Source organism: Cyclobacterium sp. 1_MG-2023 (assembly GCF_030546805.1).
GTDB lineage: Bacteria > Bacteroidota > Bacteroidia > Cytophagales > Cyclobacteriaceae > Cyclobacterium.
Genome location: NZ_JAUOPC010000007.1, coordinates 171551 through 189614, shown reverse-complemented (window position 1 = coordinate 189614; position 18064 = coordinate 171551). Strand labels below are relative to the sequence as shown.

Below are 18064 nucleotides of genomic sequence, written 5' to 3'. Positions count from 1 at the left end.
GAAAGGCCTTGATTAGGACTATTAAAAATTTCTTGATCTCAATAAGCCCGACAAATATAAATCCTTGTTTTTAGAATACTAAATCTTAAAGCTAAAAATGGCAGAATACTTGTGAATTTTATGCTTAAATTTTGGTAGCCCACCAGATCTTATGACCTGTTTATTGTTAACTCAAATTTTATAAAAGTGCCTTATTAAAGGTAAAACATGGATTATCAAGATATTGTCAAGCTTAAACTTTGACAAGGTAAGGTATTGTTTGGAATTATTCCAAAAAGCTAGTTGCTAGTTTGTAGGCTTATTGGCTTGTGTTTTCAATTCTTACCGTTGAGGATTGAAGGAGGGATAGGCGGTTTCGACTTGAAACGTTTATTCAGTTAGGTACCGGTAGGCTTTTGGTTGGCCTGAAAACAATCTTAAACTACTTGGCCTGGGCAAACGTTTGCCATAAATAAATGTTTAATAGAATAGATAATAAAACGAATTGTTTGGTTTAGCTTTAGTGGTTTACTTATTTTTGAAAACCAGATGGCTAATTCCATGTTTCACACTGTTTGCATCTGTTTAAATAGATATTGTTTAAAAATTGAATAAAATCCCTATGCTTAATATGCGGCCTACCTATAGCACTTCAATTTACTGTTTTATTGCACTACTTTTAGCTTTTTCCTGCAAGAGTGCATCTACTATTAACCCGGTGCCTAATATTACAGAGGGGGTGCCAAATGATTCATTGGCAGCACAAAAGCAAGTAGATAATCGTGAGCGTATCCTCGCCCATGAGCTAGCAATGAAGGAATATAGGGCTAGTCGACCCAGGGCTTTTGACTTATTGCATACCAACTTAGAGCTTGCCTTCGATTATGTAAATCGGACGGTAAAAGGGAAGGCAATTTTAACCTTAAAACCTTATGCCTATCCGCAAAAGGAATTGGTTTTGGATGCCAAAGATTTTGACGTGCACAGGGCATACTTATTAGAAGATGGAAAAGATCACCCGTTAAGCTTTGACTATGACCAAGAGAAATTAATCTTGTCATTACCGGAGAGGCAGGGTAAAGAAGATACCTTGCATATAGCCATAGCCTATACGGCTTTTCCGGAGAAAGGAGACAAGGAAGGGAGCACAGCAATCACGGATACCAAAGGGCTGTATTATATTAACCCTGATAGGCATGACAAGGATAAGCCCGTTCAAATTTGGACCCAAGGAGAGACTGTATTTAGTTCAAAGTGGTTTCCCACCATTGATAGTCCCAATGAAAGGCAAACCCACGATTTTTATTTAACTGTACCTGCCCAATACATAAGTCTTAGCAATGGAGAAATGCTTGGAAGTAAGGAGAATGCTGATGGTACCAGAACAGACCATTGGCAGATGGCCATTCCTCATGCGCCTTATTTGTCAGCCATTGTTGTTGGAGAATTTTCCACCATTGAAGAAAATGTCAATGGATTAAGATTGCGATATTTTGTGGAACCAAAGTACGAAGCAGGGGCAAGAGGAGTGTTTGGAAATACACCTGAGATGGTAACATTTTTCTCGGATTTGCTTGACATGCCCTTTCCATGGCCAAAGTATGACCAAGTGGTTGTAAGAGACTTTGTCTCCGGGGCTATGGAAAACACCACCCTTTCAATTTTTATGGAGGCATTAAATTTAAATGAAAGGGAGGCATTAGATAGTGAATGGGATTATATCATTGCCCATGAACTCTTCCATCAGTGGTTTGGGAATTATGTGACCACTGAATCCTGGGCCAATTTAGCCTTGAATGAAGCTTTTGCCGATTACTCAGAATATTTGTGGTTTGAATACAAGGAGGGAAGAGACCAGGCAGATATGCATCATTTTAACGCCATAGAACAATACCTGGCAGAGTCAGAAGAGAAGCAATTGGACCTGATCCGCTTTTATTATGAGGACAGTGAGGACATGTTTGATAACCACACCTATGCCAAAGGAGGGAGGATTTTGCATATGCTCAGGAAGCTGTTGGGAGATGAGGTGTTTTTTGATGGGTTAAGGTCATATCTCAAGCAAAATGCTTTAAGCAGTGTAGAAGTGCATGATTTAAGGCTGGCCTTAGAAAAAGCCTCAGGCTTGGATTTAAATTGGTTTTTCAATCAATGGTTTCTTTCTTCCGGGCATCCTCAGTTAAAAATAAGTTGGGATGATACAGACCATGAAAATATACTGCTAAAGCTGGAACAACAGCAGGACTTATCTCATTCGCCGCTTTTTAAGCTCCCATTTAAGGTAAGTATTTACAAGGAAGGTCAGCGGATAGAGAAATCTTTTGTTTTGGATCAGGCGGTGCAGGAATTTCCACTACAAAATGGTGCAGGCACTCAACTTGCCCTATTCGATGAATACAGTGAGCAATTGAGCTTTCGCTTCGAATCCAGGGGATTTGAGAATTTAGAAAAGCAGTTCCTATTATCTACTTCAGGTTTGGCAAGGGTAGAGGCCTTAGATAGTTTGACGAGTAATTACAGCGACCAATTGAATTATTTGTCTACCATAGAGCGGGCTTTGGAGGATCCATTCCATGTAGTGCGTGAGTTGGCTTTGCACCGCATGAATCGATTGGATGCTACTGAAGCTGACAAAAGCAGTTTGGAGAATAAGGTTCTGAAATTGGTAGAAGAAGACCCTGACAATGCAGTAAGGGCAGCAGCCTTGGAAGCATTGGCCGGAATAGGGGGTAGCAAGTATCAGCAATTGTTCTATAGGCTTATCAATGCACCTTCTTATCAGGTATCAGGGGCTGCTTTGACTGCCTATTTAGATATAGAAGGGAATCTAGCCAATAAAGAGGAATTGTTTGAACGGTTAAAAGAAGCCGAGAATATCCGTATCATCGCTCCCCTTGCAGATTATTTGACACGAGAGAAAAAAGTAGCAGGGGCAGAGTGGATGCATGAGAAGTTAGTGTCCTTAAGCGGAGAATCCTTGTATTATTTCCTAGGGTACTACGGAGACTTTTTTGCCAGTGCAGAGGGAGTGTCTACAGAGGGAGCTGTTTCCAGTTTAGGAGAGATTGCATCTACACACAAGTTAAATTACGTCAGGTTGGCGGCTTACCAATCTCTTTTTGGATTCATAGATGATCCTGGGGTGCTTGACTTAGCCAAGGCCATTCAGGAAAAAGAAACGGATGAAATGGTTCGAGAGTATGAAGCGTATTATCTTTCTCCCTATTTAGAAGGGAATTAAAATGCTGATGATTAGTGAGATACTTTTTATTATAAAAAAAACTCAAGATTTTTTTTTATAATATTTTGAATCTTTGACAAAAGGGTATAATTTTGCCATCCGTTACGACAACAAAGAAACTTAAAAGAGGGTTTCGGGAGTAACAAATGTAGAGTTTTGGGGGAATACCAAAGCGGCCAACTGGGACGGACTGTAAATCCGTTGACTTATGTCTTCACAGGTTCGAATCCTGTTTCCCCCACAAAATCTTTAGTTGAGTAATTAACGTTAATTAGAGACTAAGATATTCTAGTATTGAACAATTTTTTTGTTATAAAGCTGGAATTTTTTGGATTCTAAAAATTAATTAAAGAATTTGGGGGCCAATTAGAAAATTGGCAAATATTTATAAGCGGGAGTAGCTCAGTTGGTAGAGCGGCAGCCTTCCAAGCTGCAGGTCGCGGGTTCGAGCCTCGTCTCCCGCTCTATGCTTTTAGGAGCATAACTGGATGTAAAAAGCCGACGTAGCTCAGGGGTAGAGTGCTTCCTTGGTAAGGAAGAGGTCACGGGTTCAAATCCCGTCGTTGGCTCTGAACATTTAACAATTTTAACGAAATTTAATCTTTAACTAAACAGAGGATTTTCACGCATGGCAAAAGCAACCTTTGACCGTTCCAAACCACACGTAAACATAGGTACGATTGGTCACGTCGATCATGGTAAGACTACTTTGACTGCTGCCATTACTACTGTGTTGGCCAGAAAGGGTCTTTCTGAATTAAGAGACTTTGCTTCCATCGATAACGCACCGGAAGAAAAGGAGAGGGGTATCACAATTAATACCTCACACGTAGAGTATCAAACGGAGGCTAGACACTACGCCCACGTTGATTGCCCAGGTCACGCTGACTACGTAAAAAACATGGTAACTGGTGCTGCTCAGATGGACGGTGCAATTCTTGTAGTTGCGGCCACTGATGGTCCAATGCCACAAACTAGAGAGCACATCCTTCTTGCACGTCAGGTAGGTGTACCAGCTTTGGTAGTATTCATGAACAAAGTAGATTTGGTGGATGACCCCGAATTACTTGAGTTGGTAGAAATGGAAGTAAGAGAACTTCTTTCATTCTATGAGTTTGATGGAGATAATATTCCTGTAATTTCAGGTTCTGCTCTTGGTGCACTTAACGGTGAAGCCAAATGGGAAGACACTGTAATGGAACTTATGGCAGCTGTGGATTCTTATATCCCACTTCCAGAAAGAGCTATCGACAAGGATTTCTTGATGCCAGTTGAAGACGTATTCTCTATTACTGGTAGAGGTACAGTAGCAACAGGTAGAATTGAAAGAGGAGTTGTAAACTCTGGAGAAGCAGTAGACATCATCGGTATGGGAGCTGAAGGACTTAAATCTACCGTTACTGGTGTAGAGATGTTCCGTAAGATTCTAGACAGAGGTGAAGCTGGTGACAACGTAGGTTTGTTGCTAAGAGGTATTGAAAAGGCTCAGATCAAACGTGGAATGATCATTTGTAAGCCTGGATCTGTAACTCCTCATGCTCACTTCAAAGCTGAAGTTTACGTACTAAGCAAAGAAGAAGGTGGAAGACACACTCCATTCTTTAACAGATACAGACCTCAGTTCTACTTAAGAACAACTGATGTAACTGGAGAAATCACTCTTCCTGAAAATGTTGAGATGGTAATGCCAGGTGATAACATCACTATTGAGGTGAATTTGATCAACCCTGTCGCTTTGGAAAAAGGACTTAGATTTGCCATCAGAGAAGGTGGTAGAACTGTGGGTGCTGGTCAGGTTACTGAAATCTTGGACTAATAATCTATATAATAGACTATATTACAAATGCGATCTTGAATTTTTCGGGATCGCATTTGTTTCTTAGGCATAGATTTACTAATTTTGCGTTCCCTAATCGGGAGCACAAATAATCTACGGGCGTAGTTCAATGGCAGAATAGCGGTCTCCAAAACCGTTGATGGGAGTTCGAATCTCTCCGCCCGTGCAATCTAAGGAAGATAAAACCATGAAGAGTAAGGCGTAAATGCCCAATCTTTCCATGTTATAGTCAGGGGTTTTGGGAAGCCTTTAAAGGCAAAAGAAACTTTTGAAAAACTAATTGTACAAGGATGAATGTTAAAAATTTTGTAATTGAGTCCATTGATGAAATGAAGAATAAGGTCACATGGCCTAAATATTCTACACTTCAAAATAGTGCCGTATTGGTGCTAGTGGCTTCATTAATTTTCGCTTTGGTTATCGGTTTCATCGATTTAACCTTCGAAAATATCATGACATGGTTTTATGATTTATTCTAAGAATATTAAATAACGGGATGGCAGATCACAATTGGTACGTACTCAGAGTAGTAGCAGGTCAGGAAAAGAAAGCAAAGACTTATTTGGACAATGAAATTGCCCGACAAAAGCTTGAAGACTATATTCCTGAAGTTTTGATACCTTCTGAGAAAGTATATGAAATGCGTAATGGCAAAAAGCGTGTTAGGGAGAGAAATTTCTTTCCTGGATATGTATTGGTCAATGCGGATCTCAGTCATGGAGAAGCCAATCACGTCATTACAAGTATACCGGGAGTAATCGGTTTTTTAGGGTCAAACCAAGGGGGGGCTTCCAAAACCCCCGAGCCATTACGTCAGTCAGAAATCAATAGGATTTTAGGTCGTGTTGAAGAGATTGATGAGTTTGCAGAAAAACTGGATACACCATTTATAGTTGGAGAGACCGTGAAGGTAATGGACGGTCCCTTTAGTGGATTCTCGGGTATGATTGAAGAGGTATTTGATGACAAGAAGAAGCTTAATGTTATGGTTAAGATATTCGGTCGGAATACCCCTGTTGAATTAAACTTTATTCAAGTAGAAAAACTAGATTAGGAAATGGCTAAAGAAATCTCTGGTTATCTGAAACTACAGGTAAAGGGTGGCCAGGCTAACCCATCTCCTCCAGTTGGTCCGGCTCTTGGTTCAAAAGGGCTGAACATTATGGAGTTCTGTAAGCAGTTTAATGCCAGAACTCAGGACAAAATGGGCCAAGTTCTTCCCGTTCTTGTTACGATTTATTCGGACAAGTCTTTTGATTTTGTAGTAAAAACGCCTCCGGCAGCAGTAATGCTTTTGGAAGCAGCAAAATTGAAAAGTGGTTCTTCAGAACCAAACAGGAAAAAGGTAGGCTCTGTATCTTGGGATCAGGTAAAAGAAATTGCAGAAGTGAAAATGCCCGATTTAAATGCTTTTGAAGTTCCATCTGCTATGAGAATGGTAGCCGGAACTGCAAGAAGTATGGGAATCACTGTTTCAGGAAAAGCTCCTTGGGAGGAATAATACGTAAAAAATGGCTAAGTTAACAAAAAAGAAAAAAGAAGCTCTTTCTAAATACGACCCTAGCCAACAATATTCCTTGGCGGAGGCTTCTAGCATTGTTAAGGACATAACAACAACTAAGTTTGACGCTTCTATAGACCTAGACATCCGTTTAGGTGTTGATCCACGAAAAGCTGACCAAATGGTTAGAGGAGTGGTGGCCTTGCCTCACGGTATAGGTAAAGAAGTTAAAGTATTAGTACTTTGTAGTCCTGATAAGGAAGAAGAAGCCAAAGAAGCGGGAGCTGATTTTGTTGGTTTGGATGAGTACATTGCAAAAATTGAGGGTGGTTGGACAGATATTGATGTCATAATCACCACTCCTAATGTGATGGCAAAAGTAGGTAGACTAGGTAGAGTATTGGGTCCTCGTGGACTAATGCCTAACCCTAAGTCTGGTACTGTAACCCTTGATGTTGGGAAAGCAGTAAATGAAGTAAAGGCTGGTAAAATTGATTTTAAAGTAGACAAGTTTGGAATTATCCATGCAAGTGTAGGTAAAGCCTCATTCTCTGCTGAAAAAATCATGGAAAATGCGGAAGAATTAATTCAAACCATTTCCAAATTGAAGCCAACCGCTGCTAAAGGTACTTATTTTAAAAGTATTCATATGTCTAGCACTATGTCTTCGGGTATCGTAATTGATAAGAGTAGTATTCAAGGTTTATAAATTATGACTAGAGAAAATAAAAAAAGCATAATTGACGAACTTACCGAAAAGCTAAAATCTACTCCGCATTTTTATATTTCCGATGCATCAGGATTTAGTGTAGCTCAGGTAAATGGTTTCAGAAAATTATGCTTCGATAAAGGTTTGGAGTATAAGGTGTATAAAAATACCCTTATCAAAAAAGCCTTGGAAAATCTCGACGCAGATTATTCTGAATTCGCAGACAGTGCATTGAAAGGTTTTTCAGGAATCCTTTTCTCACCAGAAGTTGGAAGCCTTCCTGCTAAAGTAATTTTAGATTACAGGAAAAAGGTAGCTACCAAAGATAAAAAGCCTTTGTTTAAAGGGGCCTCAATCGAAGGAGCTCAATTTCTAGGAGAAAGTCATCTCGAAACACTTTCTAAACTGAAATCCAAAGAGGAATTGTTGGGAGAAGTTATTTCTCTACTACAATCTCCAGCTACAAACGTGGTTTCAGCGCTTCAAAGCGGAAAAAATATTCTTGCCGGCTTGGTAAAAACCCTTGCCGAAAAAGAAGAAGCATAAAAAATACATTCAAATTAGTAAATAACAATCAATTTAAATATTTAATACAATGGCAGATCTTAAAGCATTCGCTGAGCAGTTAGTTAACTTAACTGTAAAAGAGGTAAATGAGTTAGCCGAAATTTTGAAAGATGAATATGGTATCGAACCTGCTGCTGCTGCTGCTACTGTAGTAGCTGCTGGTGGAGCCGCTGGCGATGGTGCTGCTGAAGAAGAGCAAACTTCTTTTGATGTTGTCTTGAAAGCTGCAGGTGGACAAAAATTGGCAGTAGTTAAACTTGTTAAGGAATTGACAGGTCTTGGACTAAAAGATGCCAAAGAAGTAGTAGACAGTGCTCCTAAAGCTGTTAAAGAAGGTGTAAGCAAAGAAGAAGCTGAAGCCCTTAAGAAACAACTTGAAGAAGCTGGAGCTGAAGTTGAGCTTAAATAGAATTGAATAGCCAACTCCTTTTAGGATTGGTTAAGCAGAATTAGACCTGACTATACAGTCAGGTCTTTTCCTGTTTATGGACATCAAAACAATTGCACTTTTTTAAGTGACAATTGAATAATAACAATATTAATTTTCACTAAAACTATATACTGCCTTGGCTATCCAGAATCAAACCGGAAGGAAAAGTTTCTCATCCATTAAGGTAGTCAAAGACTATCCGGATTTCTTAGATATTCAACTGCAATCTTTCAAAGATTTCTTTCAGTTGGATACTCCTGCAGAGAAAAGAAGGCAGGATGGTCTTTTCAAGGTTTTTTCCGAAAATTTTCCCATCAGTGACTCCAGGGAAAATTTCACCCTTGAATTTATCGACTATACCGTAGATCCTCCAAAATACAATGTCTCACAAAGTATTGACCGTGGTCTTACTTATTCTGTCCCACTGAAAGCAAAACTAAGATTGCTTTGCTCTGATGAGGACAATGAAGACTTTGAAACCATTGAACAGGAAGTATTCTTAGGAAATCTTCCTTATATGACGGAAAAAGGTTCCTTTGTAATCAATGGAGCCGAAAGGGTAATTGTTTCTCAATTGCACCGTTCACCAGGTGTATTCTTTGCACAAAGTAAGCATACGAATGGTACTAAATTATATTCTGCCAGAATTATACCTTTTAAAGGTTCTTGGATAGAATTTGCTACCGATATTAATAATGTGATGTATGCTTATATCGACAGGAAAAAGAAGTTTCCTGTAACTACCCTATTGAGGGCGATAGGCTATGGATCTGATAAGCAAATACTCGATCTTTTCGGACTTTCAGAAGAAGTAGAATCCAATAAATCCAATTTAAAAAAGATCATCGGAAGAAAGCTGGCTGCCAGGGTGCTTCGTACCTGGGTAGAGGACTTTGTAGATGAAGATACAGGTGAGGTAGTTTCTATTGATAGAAACGAAGTTTTATTGGAAAGAGATAGCATTTTAACTGATGAGGACATTGAGTTAATCCAAGAGTCAGGTGCAAAAAGTGTTATCCTTCATAGGGAAGATGTCAATATAGCTGACTATTCCATTATTTATAATACCCTTCAAAAAGATAATTCAAACTCTGAAAAAGAAGCAGTCGAGGTAATCTACAGACAGCTTAGAAATACAGAGGCCCCTGATGAGGCAACAGCCCGAGAAGTTATTCACGGTTTGTTCTTCTCTGATAAGCGTTATGACCTAGGAGAAGTTGGAAGGTATAGGATCAACAAAAAATTAGGATTAGAAATTGATGCTGAAAAAATTGTTCTTACCACCCAAGATATCATTTCTATTGTAAAATACCTTATTGGTTTAATTAACTCTAAGGCAGTAGTTGATGATATAGATCACTTGAGTAATAGAAGGGTTAGAACAGTAGGAGAGCAACTTTACAGCCAGTTTGGGGTTGGTTTGGCAAGAATGGCCAGAACCATCCGTGAGCGTATGAACGTAAGGGACAATGAAGATTTCAAACCGGTTGATCTTATCAACGCCAGGACACTTTCTTCGGTCATCAATTCCTTCTTTGGTACCAACCAACTTAGTCAATTTATGGATCAAACCAACCCATTGGCAGAGTTGACACATAAAAGAAGACTTTCTGCTTTAGGCCCAGGTGGATTATCTAGGGAACGTGCAGGATTTGAGGTTCGTGATGTTCATTATACACACTACGGACGTCTTTGTACCATTGAAACGCCTGAGGGACCAAATATTGGTTTGATCTCCTCTCTTTGTGTGCATGCCAAAGTCAATGGCATGGGATTTTTGGAGACGCCATACCGAAAAGTTAACGAAGGTAGGGTAAGTATGAAATCCGAAGATGTCGTATTCCTTACGGCCGAAGAGGAGGATGACAATAATATAGCACAAGCAAATGCGCCACTTGATGACAATGGTGTGTTTATTAACGATAAAGTAAAAGCCCGTTTTGAAGGTGATTTCCCGGTTTTAGAACCAAAGGAAATATCCTATATGGATGTAGCACCTAATCAAATTGTGTCAGTTGCCGCTTCTTTGATTCCATTCTTGGAACATGATGATGCAAACCGTGCACTAATGGGATCTAACATGCAGCGTCAAGCCGTTCCTTTATTAAAGGCTGAAGCCCCAATTGTGGGTACCGGTCTAGAGGGAAAAGCAGCCATTGATTCGAGATCACTAATTTTGGCAGAGGCCGATGGTGTGATTGACTATGTTGACGCAGAGAAAATCACTGTAAAGTATGAATTATCCGATGATGAATTGTTGGTTAACTTCAGTGATGAGTACAAAAGCTATGATCTGATTAAATTCAGAAGAACCAACCAAGATACCACCATTAACCTTACCCCAATTGTCTTGCAAGGACAAAAAGTGGTTAAAGGACAAGTATTGGTAGAAGGTTATTCTACCAATGATGGTGAACTTGCGCTTGGTAAAAACTTACTTGTGGCTTATATGCCATGGCAGGGTTATAACTTTGAGGATGCCATTGTAATATCCGAAAGGGTAGTGAGAGAAGATGTATTTACATCTATTCACATTGAGGAATTCCAACTTGAAGTTAGAGATACCAAACGAGGAGAGGAAGAACTTACCTCTGAGATACCAAACGTATCTGAAGATGCTGTAAAAAATCTTGATGAAAATGGTATCATTAGGGTAGGTTCAGAACTTAAAGAAGGAGATATCATTATTGGTAAGATTACACCAAAAGGTGAAACCGATCCAACTCCGGAAGAAAAATTACTTCGTGCCATTTTTGGAGACAAAGCCGGAGATGTTAAAGATGCATCTTTGAAAGCTTCTCCTTCCTTAAATGGAGTGGTTATCAATACCAAATTGTTTTCAAGGCCTAAGAAAGACAAAGACCTTCGTGCAAAAGCTAAAGCTGATGTTGAAAAACTGAAGCAGCAGTACACCAAAGACTTGTTAGCCGTAAGGTCAAGAATGATCCAAAAATTGGTTACCATCCTTGAAGACAAAGTGTCTAAAGGTGTTAAGCATAAATTTGGTGATGAGATCATTAGTAAAGGTGTTAAATTCAATTATCAAAACATTGAAAATAACCTTTTCCCTGCTAAAAATCCATATAGAGACGAAAGTAACTATAATGTACCTGAGGAAGTAAATCTGATTTCAGACATTATTTTGGATGATTGGACAGATGATGAGCACGCCAATTATTTGGTTCAACAATTGGTTAAAAACTATACCAATACCAGAAATGAAATTTCCGGTGTATTCAAAAGAGATAAGTTCACTTTAGAAGTAGGTGACGAATTGCCTGCAGGTATTGTTCAAATGGCCAAAGTTTATGTTGCCAAGAAGCGAAAGCTTAAAGTTGGTGATAAGATGGCAGGTAGACACGGTAACAAGGGTATTGTTGCTAGGATAGTAAGGGATGAAGACATGCCTTTCCTAGAGGACGGATCTCCTATGGACATCGTACTAAACCCTCTTGGTGTACCATCTAGGATGAATATTGGTCAAATCTATGAAACTGTTCTAGCATGGGCAGGTAGAATCTTAGGTAAGAAATACGCAACGCCTATATTTGATGGTGCTTCTACCGAACAAGTAGCTGAAGAACTTGGAAAAGCAGGCCTTCCTTCTTTTGGTAGAACGTATTTGTATGATGGACTAACCGGTCAGAAATTTGACCAACCTGTTACGGTAGGTATTTCTTATATGCTTAAACTGGGTCACCTAGTAGATGATAAGATGCACGCCAGGTCAATCGGGCCATACTCACTAATTACACAACAACCTTTGGGTGGTAAAGCTCAGTTTGGTGGACAGCGTTTTGGAGAGATGGAAGTTTGGGCATTGGAAGCATTTGGTGCTTCTCATGTACTTAGAGAAATTTTGACAGTTAAGTCTGATGATGTTATAGGAAGAGCCAAGGCGTACGAATCCATTGTAAAAGGTGAGAACTTGCCAAAAGCTAACATTCCGGAGTCCTTTAACGTACTTGTACATGAGCTTAGAGGCCTTGCATTGGAAATTACGCTTGACTAACTTAGAAACCATTAGGCCTTAAAAGGCCTTCAATTACACATAAAAACTATGGCGTTCAGAAAAAATAAAAAACTAAACAACGACTTTTCCAGAGTCACCATTAGTTTGGCTTCACCTGAGTCCATCTTGGACAGTTCGCATGGTGAGGTTACACAACCTGAAACGATCAATTACAGAACCTATAAGCCTGAAATGGGTGGATTGTTTTGTGAGCGAATTTTCGGGCCCGTAAAAGACTGGGAATGTCATTGTGGGAAATACAAGCGCATTAGGTATAAAGGAATTATCTGCGACCGATGTGGAGTAGAAGTTACCGAAAAGAAGGTACGTAGGGAGCGCATGGGCCATATAGAATTGGTTGTTCCTGTTGCCCACATATGGTACTTCAAGTCCCTTCCCAATAAGATTGGTTACCTATTGGGATTGCCTACAAAAAAACTGGATCAAATCGTTTATTATGAAAGGTATGTAGTAATCAACGCCGGTATTAAAGCCGATGATGGATTACAATACTTGGATTTCCTTACTGAGGATGAATACCTCGACATCATGGACAAGCTTCCTAAGGAAAACCAAATGATGGATGATGAGGATCCAAATAAATTTATTGCCAAAATGGGGGCTGAAGCCCTAGAGATGTTGTTGGCAAGACTAGATTTGGATGACCTATCTTACAGCCTAAGACACCAAGCCGCTACAGATACTTCTCAGCAAAGAAAAGCTGAAGCATTGAAGCGATTGAAGGTAGTTGAAGCATTTAGAGATGCCAGGACAAGAATAGAGAACAGGCCAGAATGGATGATTGTGCGCATGGTGCCGGTTATTCCACCTGAACTACGTCCTTTGGTACCACTTGATGGAGGTAGGTTTGCTACATCTGATTTGAATGACCTTTACAGAAGGGTTATTATTAGAAATAACAGGCTTAAGCGACTGATTGATATCAAAGCTCCGGAAGTAATTCTTAGGAATGAAAAAAGAATGCTTCAAGAAGCTGTAGACTCCTTGTTTGATAATTCAAGGAAAGTCAATGCCGTAAGGTCTGACGGGAACAGAGCTTTGAAATCCCTTTCAGATATGTTGAAAGGTAAACAAGGTAGGTTCCGTCAAAACCTTTTAGGAAAAAGGGTTGATTATTCCGGACGTTCTGTGATTGTGGTTGGGCCTGAGCTTAAACTGCATGAATGTGGATTGCCGAAAAATATGGCTGCCGAACTTTTCAAGCCTTTTATTATCAGAAAACTGATTGAAAGAGGTATTGTAAAAACGGTAAAATCGGCTAAGAAAATAGTAGACAGGAAGGATCCTGTCGTTTGGGATATTTTGGAAAATGTGCTTAAAGGCCATCCAGTATTGCTAAACCGTGCCCCAACTTTGCACAGGTTAGGTATTCAGGCTTTCCAACCTAAATTGATTGAAGGTAAAGCGATTCAACTGCATCCACTGGTATGTACTGCCTTTAATGCGGATTTTGATGGTGATCAAATGGCTGTTCACGTGCCTTTGGGGCATGAAGCCATTCTGGAAGCCTCTACTTTAATGCTTTCCTCGCATAACATCCTTAACCCGGCCAATGGTGCACCAATTACCGTACCTTCTCAGGATATGGTATTGGGGCTATACTACGTGACCAAAGGAATGAGGTCAACTGAGGAAAACAAAGTAGAAGGAGAAGGCATGACCTTTTATGGTCTTGAGGAAGTTTTGATTGCCCTAAATGAGCAAGCCATTTCTAAACATGCTTACATTAAATGTAAAGTTAAGGTAAGAAAAGATGACGGTTCGCTTGTTGAAGAGTTAATCGAAACGGTAGCCGGTCGACTTATTTTCAACCAATTTGTTCCGGAGGAAGTAGGTTTCGTTAATGAATTATTGACCAAGAAAAAACTTCAACAAATCATTGCTGAAGTGGTTAAAATTTGTGGAATTGCTCGTTCAGCGCAATTCTTGGATGATATCAAACACCTAGGTTTCCAGACGGCCTTCAAAGGAGGACTTTCAATGGGACTTGATGATGTGATTATTCCTGATGAAAAAGATCCATTGATATCTAAAGCTACTACAGAGGTAGATCAGGTTTGGAACAACTACTTGATGGGATTGATCACTGATAATGAGCGATACAATCAGGTAATTGATATTTGGACAAGAACGAACTCTAATCTGACAAATATTCTAATGCGTCAGATGGAAGAGGATAACCAAGGTTTCAACGCCATTTACATGATGATGCACTCAGGAGCTCGTGGTTCCAGAGAGCAAATCAGGCAGCTTGGTGGGATGCGTGGGCTAATGGCCAAACCGCAGAAAAACCTTCAAGGCTCAGTTGGTGAGATTATTGAAAACCCGATTCTTTCTAACTTTAAGGAAGGATTGGATGTATTGGAATACTTTATCTCTACCCACGGTGCTCGTAAAGGTCTTGCTGATACAGCTCTTAAAACTGCAGATGCCGGTTACCTAACAAGGAGGCTGGTAGATGTAGCTCAGGATATGATCGTATCTGAAGAAGATTGTGGTACTTTGAGGGGACTTGTAGTACAAGCCTTGAAAGACAACGATGAGATTGTTGAGCCATTATCTGAGCGTATTGTTGGTAGGATAGCCGTTCACGATGTAATTGATCCTTTGACAGATGAGATGATCATTGAGTCAGGTGAAGAAATTACAGATGATATAGCCAAGAAAGTTGATGAGTCTGCAGTAGAGGAAGTAGAAATACGCTCTGTATTGACTTGTGAGACCAGAAGAGGGGTATGCTGTAAATGTTATGGCCGTAACCTTACCACAGGAAATATTGTTCAAGTAGGTGAATCAGTTGGTGTGATTGCCGCTCAGTCTATCGGTGAGCCGGGTACCCAGTTGACCCTAAGAACCTTCCACGTTGGTGGTACGGCTTCCAATATTTCAGTAGAAGCCAACATCAATTCTAAGTTTGATGGTATTGTAGAGTTCGAAGAAGAGCTACGATGGATCAAAACTACCAACAAAGATGGAGATGATGTATCCATTGTAATGGGTAGATCCGGAGAAATCAAGATCAATGATGTGAAATCCGGAAAAACTTTGGTTTCAAATCACGTTCCTTATGGAGCCATCCTGAATGTTAAAGATGGTCAGAAGATTGCTAAAGGAGATTCATTATGTACTTGGGATCCATACAATGCTGTGATTCTTTCTGAGTTTGACGGTAAGGTAGATTTTGAGGCGATCCTTGAAGGCATTACTTATAAAGAGGTAGCTGATGATCAAACAGGCTATAGAGAAAAAGTAATTATCGATACGAAGGACAAAACGAAAAACCCTGCTGTAGTTGTAGAGCATGGTGATGAGTCCAAGTCTTATAACATTCCGGTGGGAGCTCACCTTTCAGTAGAAAAAGGCGAAGATGTGAAAGCAGGACAAATTCTTGTGAAGATTCCTAGATCTGTTGGTAAAACAAGAGATATTACCGGTGGTCTACCTAGAGTTACCGAGCTTTTTGAAGCTAGAAACCCATCCAATCCGGCTGTAGTGTCTGAGATTGATGGTGTTGTACAATACGGAGGTATCAAAAGAGGTAACCGTGAAATCTTTATTGAGTCCAAAGATGGAGTTAAGAAAAGATACATGGTATCCCTTTCTAAGCATATCTTGGTTCAAGAGAATGACTTTATCAGAGCAGGTGAGCCACTTTCAGATGGAGCCATCACTCCAAATGATATATTGTCAATCAAAGGACCAACTGCGGTGCAGGAATATTTGGTAAATGAGATCCAAGAGGTATATCGTTTACAAGGTGTGAAGATCAATGACAAGCACATTGAAGTGATTGTAAGCCAAATGATGCAAAAAGTAGAAATACTGGATGCCGGTGATACAGGATTCCTTCAAAATCAGATTGTAGACAAATGGGCTTTCCGTGAGGAAAACGACATGATTCTTGACAAGAAGGTTGTGGTTGAAATTGGAGATTCCAATACTTTAAAGCCGGGAATGATTATCAATGCAAGAAGATTGCGAGATGAGAATTCAAGTCTGAAGAGAAAGGACCTTAAATTGGTACAAGTTAGGGATGCACAAACAGCAGTTTCCCGACCAACCTTGCAAGGTATTACTGCATCATCTTTGGGAACAGAAAGCTTTATTTCTGCTGCCTCATTCCAGGAGACCACTAAAGTACTTAGTGAGGCTGCTATCAGAGGTAAGCGAGATGAGTTGCTTGGACTTAAAGAGAATGTAATTGTTGGTCACCTAATTCCGGCAGGAACAGGACAACGAAAATTCAATAATTTGATTGTAGGATCGAAGGAGGAATATGAGGTGTTGACTGCAGAGAAAGAGGCGGGTAGCAAGAAAGTTCGCGAGGCAATTAAGTAAAAAATAATTCCTAAATACAAAAGGTCTGCTTTGTGGAGCAGACCTTTTTTTATCTTATTTGACATTCGATATGGAAGATGATAAAAAAACAGAGCAACAGCAAAAGCAGCAAATCAATATAGAGCTTACTGATGAGATAGCTGAAGGTATTTATTCCAATTTGGCGATGATTGCCCATTCAAACTCTGAGTTTGTCGTGGATTTTATTCGTTTGATGCCTGGAATACCTAAGGCAAAGGTGAAATCAAGGATTATTATGACTCCTGACCATGCTTTACGTCTTTTGCAAGCGCTAAAAGACAATATTGAAAAGTATGAAAAAGCATTTGGAAAAATTGAAGGAGGCAAAGACGCCCCTCAATTTCCGATGAACTTTGGAGGAACTTTGGGAGAAGCATAAGAAAAAGTTTTCATAAATCAATAAATCTAGGAGATAGTTGATTTGAGTCATAGAAATTATAACTCCTTAATTTTGTTTGTTTTATTGATTTGGTTACCTTTGCAATCCAAATTTTATAAGTTTAAAGCAGATTAATTAATTTATCTATTAATGCCTACTATACAACAGTTAGTTAGAAAAGGTAGAACCACTCTTGAGAGCACATCCAAGTCAAGGGCTTTGGATGCATGTCCTCAAAGGAGAGGTGTGTGTACCCGTGTGTACACTACTACACCAAAGAAGCCTAATTCTGCCATGAGAAAAGTGGCTAGGGTTAGATTGACCAATGGTAAAGAAGTCAACGCTTACATCCCAGGAGAAGGTCACAACCTTCAAGAGCACTCGATTGTGTTGATCCGTGGTGGAAGGGTGAAAGATTTACCTGGCGTTCGATACCACATTATTCGAGGAGCATTGGATACTGCAGGTGTAAAAGACCGTAAGCAGGGCCGCTCTAAATATGGGGCTAAGCGACCAAAGGCCGCTAAAAAATAACATAATTTAATAACAGAATAAAATGAGAAAAGCGAAACCAAAAAAGAGGTATATTCTTCCTGACCCCAAATTCAATGACACTTTGGTCACCAGGTTTGTCAATTGTCTAATGGTGGATGGTAAGAAAAGTATTGCTTACAGAATTTTTTACGATGCCATAGGCAAAGTAGAAGAGAAGGTAGGTGAGAATGGTCTTGAGGTTTGGAAAAAAGCGCTTAACAATATTACTCCTGCTGTAGAGGTAAAGAGTCGTAGGGTTGGGGGTGCAACTTTCCAGGTACCTTTGGAAGTAAGGCCTGATCGGAAAATTTCCTTAGGTATAAAGTGGATGATCACTTTTGCTAGAAAAAGAGGTGAAAAAACCATGATGGATCGATTGGCTGGAGAGATCATCTCGGCTTCTAAGGGAGAAGGAGCAGCTGTAAAGAAAAAAGACGATACGCATAGAATGGCGGAAGCCAATAAAGCATTCTCGCATTTTAGATTTTAATAGGC

General features: G+C 39.8%; 13 protein-coding genes and 4 tRNA genes. All 17 read left to right on the top strand.

The window, feature by feature from the left end; all coding sequences use genetic code 11:
- The first annotated feature begins 586 nt into the window (after positions 1-586).
- The 17 genes from Q4534_RS13215 to rpsG all read left to right on the top strand — a co-directional run bounded on the left by Q4534_RS13215 (position 587) and on the right by rpsG (position 18059).
- The gene (locus Q4534_RS13215; RefSeq protein WP_303613622.1) at positions 587-3220 is read left to right on the top strand and encodes a M1 family metallopeptidase; all 2634 of its coding nucleotides are present in this window, start codon (positions 587-589) and stop codon (positions 3218-3220) included.
- A 158-nt stretch (positions 3221-3378) separates the two neighbouring features.
- A tRNA-Tyr gene (locus tag Q4534_RS13210) sits at positions 3379-3461 on the top strand.
- A gap of 150 nt (positions 3462-3611) precedes the next feature.
- Positions 3612-3684, top strand: a tRNA-Gly gene (locus tag Q4534_RS13205).
- Positions 3685-3717: 33 nt separating this feature from the next.
- A tRNA-Thr gene (locus tag Q4534_RS13200) sits at positions 3718-3789 on the top strand.
- A 59-nt stretch (positions 3790-3848) separates the two neighbouring features.
- Positions 3849-5036: an elongation factor Tu gene (gene tuf, locus Q4534_RS13195; RefSeq protein ID WP_303613621.1), complete on the top strand. Its 1188-nt coding sequence runs from the start codon at positions 3849-3851 to the stop codon at positions 5034-5036.
- 116 nt (positions 5037-5152) lie between these two features.
- Positions 5153-5223, top strand: a tRNA-Trp gene (locus tag Q4534_RS13190).
- A 124-nt stretch (positions 5224-5347) separates the two neighbouring features.
- The gene (gene secE / locus Q4534_RS13185) at positions 5348-5536 is read left to right on the top strand and encodes a preprotein translocase subunit SecE (protein ID WP_014020608.1); all 189 of its coding nucleotides are present in this window, start codon (positions 5348-5350) and stop codon (positions 5534-5536) included.
- A 17-nt stretch (positions 5537-5553) separates the two neighbouring features.
- Positions 5554-6111: a transcription termination/antitermination protein NusG gene (nusG, locus tag Q4534_RS13180; RefSeq protein WP_014020609.1), complete on the top strand. Its 558-nt coding sequence runs from the start codon at positions 5554-5556 to the stop codon at positions 6109-6111.
- A gap of 3 nt (positions 6112-6114) precedes the next feature.
- On the top strand, positions 6115-6558 hold the full coding sequence (rplK, locus tag Q4534_RS13175; protein WP_014020610.1) for a 50S ribosomal protein L11: 444 nt from the start codon (positions 6115-6117) through the stop codon (positions 6556-6558).
- A gap of 10 nt (positions 6559-6568) precedes the next feature.
- Positions 6569-7267 carry a 50S ribosomal protein L1 gene (rplA, locus tag Q4534_RS13170; protein WP_303613620.1) on the top strand — a complete coding sequence of 233 codons (699 nt, stop codon included), beginning with the start codon at positions 6569-6571 and terminating at the stop codon, positions 7265-7267.
- A gap of 3 nt (positions 7268-7270) precedes the next feature.
- Positions 7271-7813 (top strand): 50S ribosomal protein L10, encoded by a 543-nt coding sequence (gene rplJ / locus Q4534_RS13165; protein ID WP_303613619.1) that lies wholly within the window; start codon positions 7271-7273, stop codon positions 7811-7813.
- A gap of 49 nt (positions 7814-7862) precedes the next feature.
- Positions 7863-8243 (top strand): 50S ribosomal protein L7/L12, encoded by a 381-nt coding sequence (rplL, locus tag Q4534_RS13160; RefSeq protein WP_014020613.1) that lies wholly within the window; start codon positions 7863-7865, stop codon positions 8241-8243.
- A gap of 157 nt (positions 8244-8400) precedes the next feature.
- Positions 8401-12276 (top strand): DNA-directed RNA polymerase subunit beta, encoded by a 3876-nt coding sequence (gene rpoB, locus Q4534_RS13155; RefSeq protein ID WP_303613618.1) that lies wholly within the window; start codon positions 8401-8403, stop codon positions 12274-12276.
- A 48-nt stretch (positions 12277-12324) separates the two neighbouring features.
- Positions 12325-16635, top strand: a complete 4311-nt coding sequence (rpoC, locus tag Q4534_RS13150; protein ID WP_303613617.1) for a DNA-directed RNA polymerase subunit beta' — start codon at positions 12325-12327, stop codon at positions 16633-16635.
- A 70-nt stretch (positions 16636-16705) separates the two neighbouring features.
- Positions 16706-17035, top strand: a complete 330-nt coding sequence (locus Q4534_RS13145) for a DUF3467 domain-containing protein (protein WP_303613616.1) — start codon at positions 16706-16708, stop codon at positions 17033-17035.
- Positions 17036-17185: 150 nt separating this feature from the next.
- On the top strand, positions 17186-17569 hold the full coding sequence (gene rpsL / locus Q4534_RS13140) for a 30S ribosomal protein S12 (RefSeq protein ID WP_014020617.1): 384 nt from the start codon (positions 17186-17188) through the stop codon (positions 17567-17569).
- 22 nt (positions 17570-17591) lie between these two features.
- A complete protein-coding gene (gene rpsG / locus Q4534_RS13135; RefSeq protein ID WP_014020618.1) occupies positions 17592-18059 on the top strand; it encodes a 30S ribosomal protein S7 in 468 nt (155 codons plus the stop codon).
- Positions 18060-18064: the final 5 nt, after the last annotated feature.

Bases quoted from the DNA above. Each gene is read 5' to 3' on its own strand.
- nusG (WP_014020609.1), top strand. From the start codon at position 5,554: ATGGCAGATCACAATTGGTACGTACTCAGAGTAGTAGCAGGTCAGGAA.
- rplA (WP_303613620.1), top strand. From the start codon at position 6,569: ATGGCTAAGTTAACAAAAAAGAAAAAAGAAGCTCTTTCTAAATACGAC.
- rpsG (WP_014020618.1), top strand. From the start codon at position 17,592: ATGAGAAAAGCGAAACCAAAAAAGAGGTATATTCTTCCTGACCCCAAA.
- rplJ (WP_303613619.1), top strand. From the start codon at position 7,271: ATGACTAGAGAAAATAAAAAAAGCATAATTGACGAACTTACCGAAAAG.
- rpsL (WP_014020617.1), top strand. From the start codon at position 17,186: ATGCCTACTATACAACAGTTAGTTAGAAAAGGTAGAACCACTCTTGAG.
- Q4534_RS13145 (WP_303613616.1), top strand. From the start codon at position 16,706: ATGGAAGATGATAAAAAAACAGAGCAACAGCAAAAGCAGCAAATCAAT.
- rplK (WP_014020610.1), top strand. From the start codon at position 6,115: ATGGCTAAAGAAATCTCTGGTTATCTGAAACTACAGGTAAAGGGTGGC.
- rplL (WP_014020613.1), top strand. From the start codon at position 7,863: ATGGCAGATCTTAAAGCATTCGCTGAGCAGTTAGTTAACTTAACTGTA.
- secE (WP_014020608.1), top strand. From the start codon at position 5,348: ATGAATGTTAAAAATTTTGTAATTGAGTCCATTGATGAAATGAAGAAT.
- tuf (WP_303613621.1), top strand. From the start codon at position 3,849: ATGGCAAAAGCAACCTTTGACCGTTCCAAACCACACGTAAACATAGGT.
- rpoC (WP_303613617.1), top strand. From the start codon at position 12,325: ATGGCGTTCAGAAAAAATAAAAAACTAAACAACGACTTTTCCAGAGTC.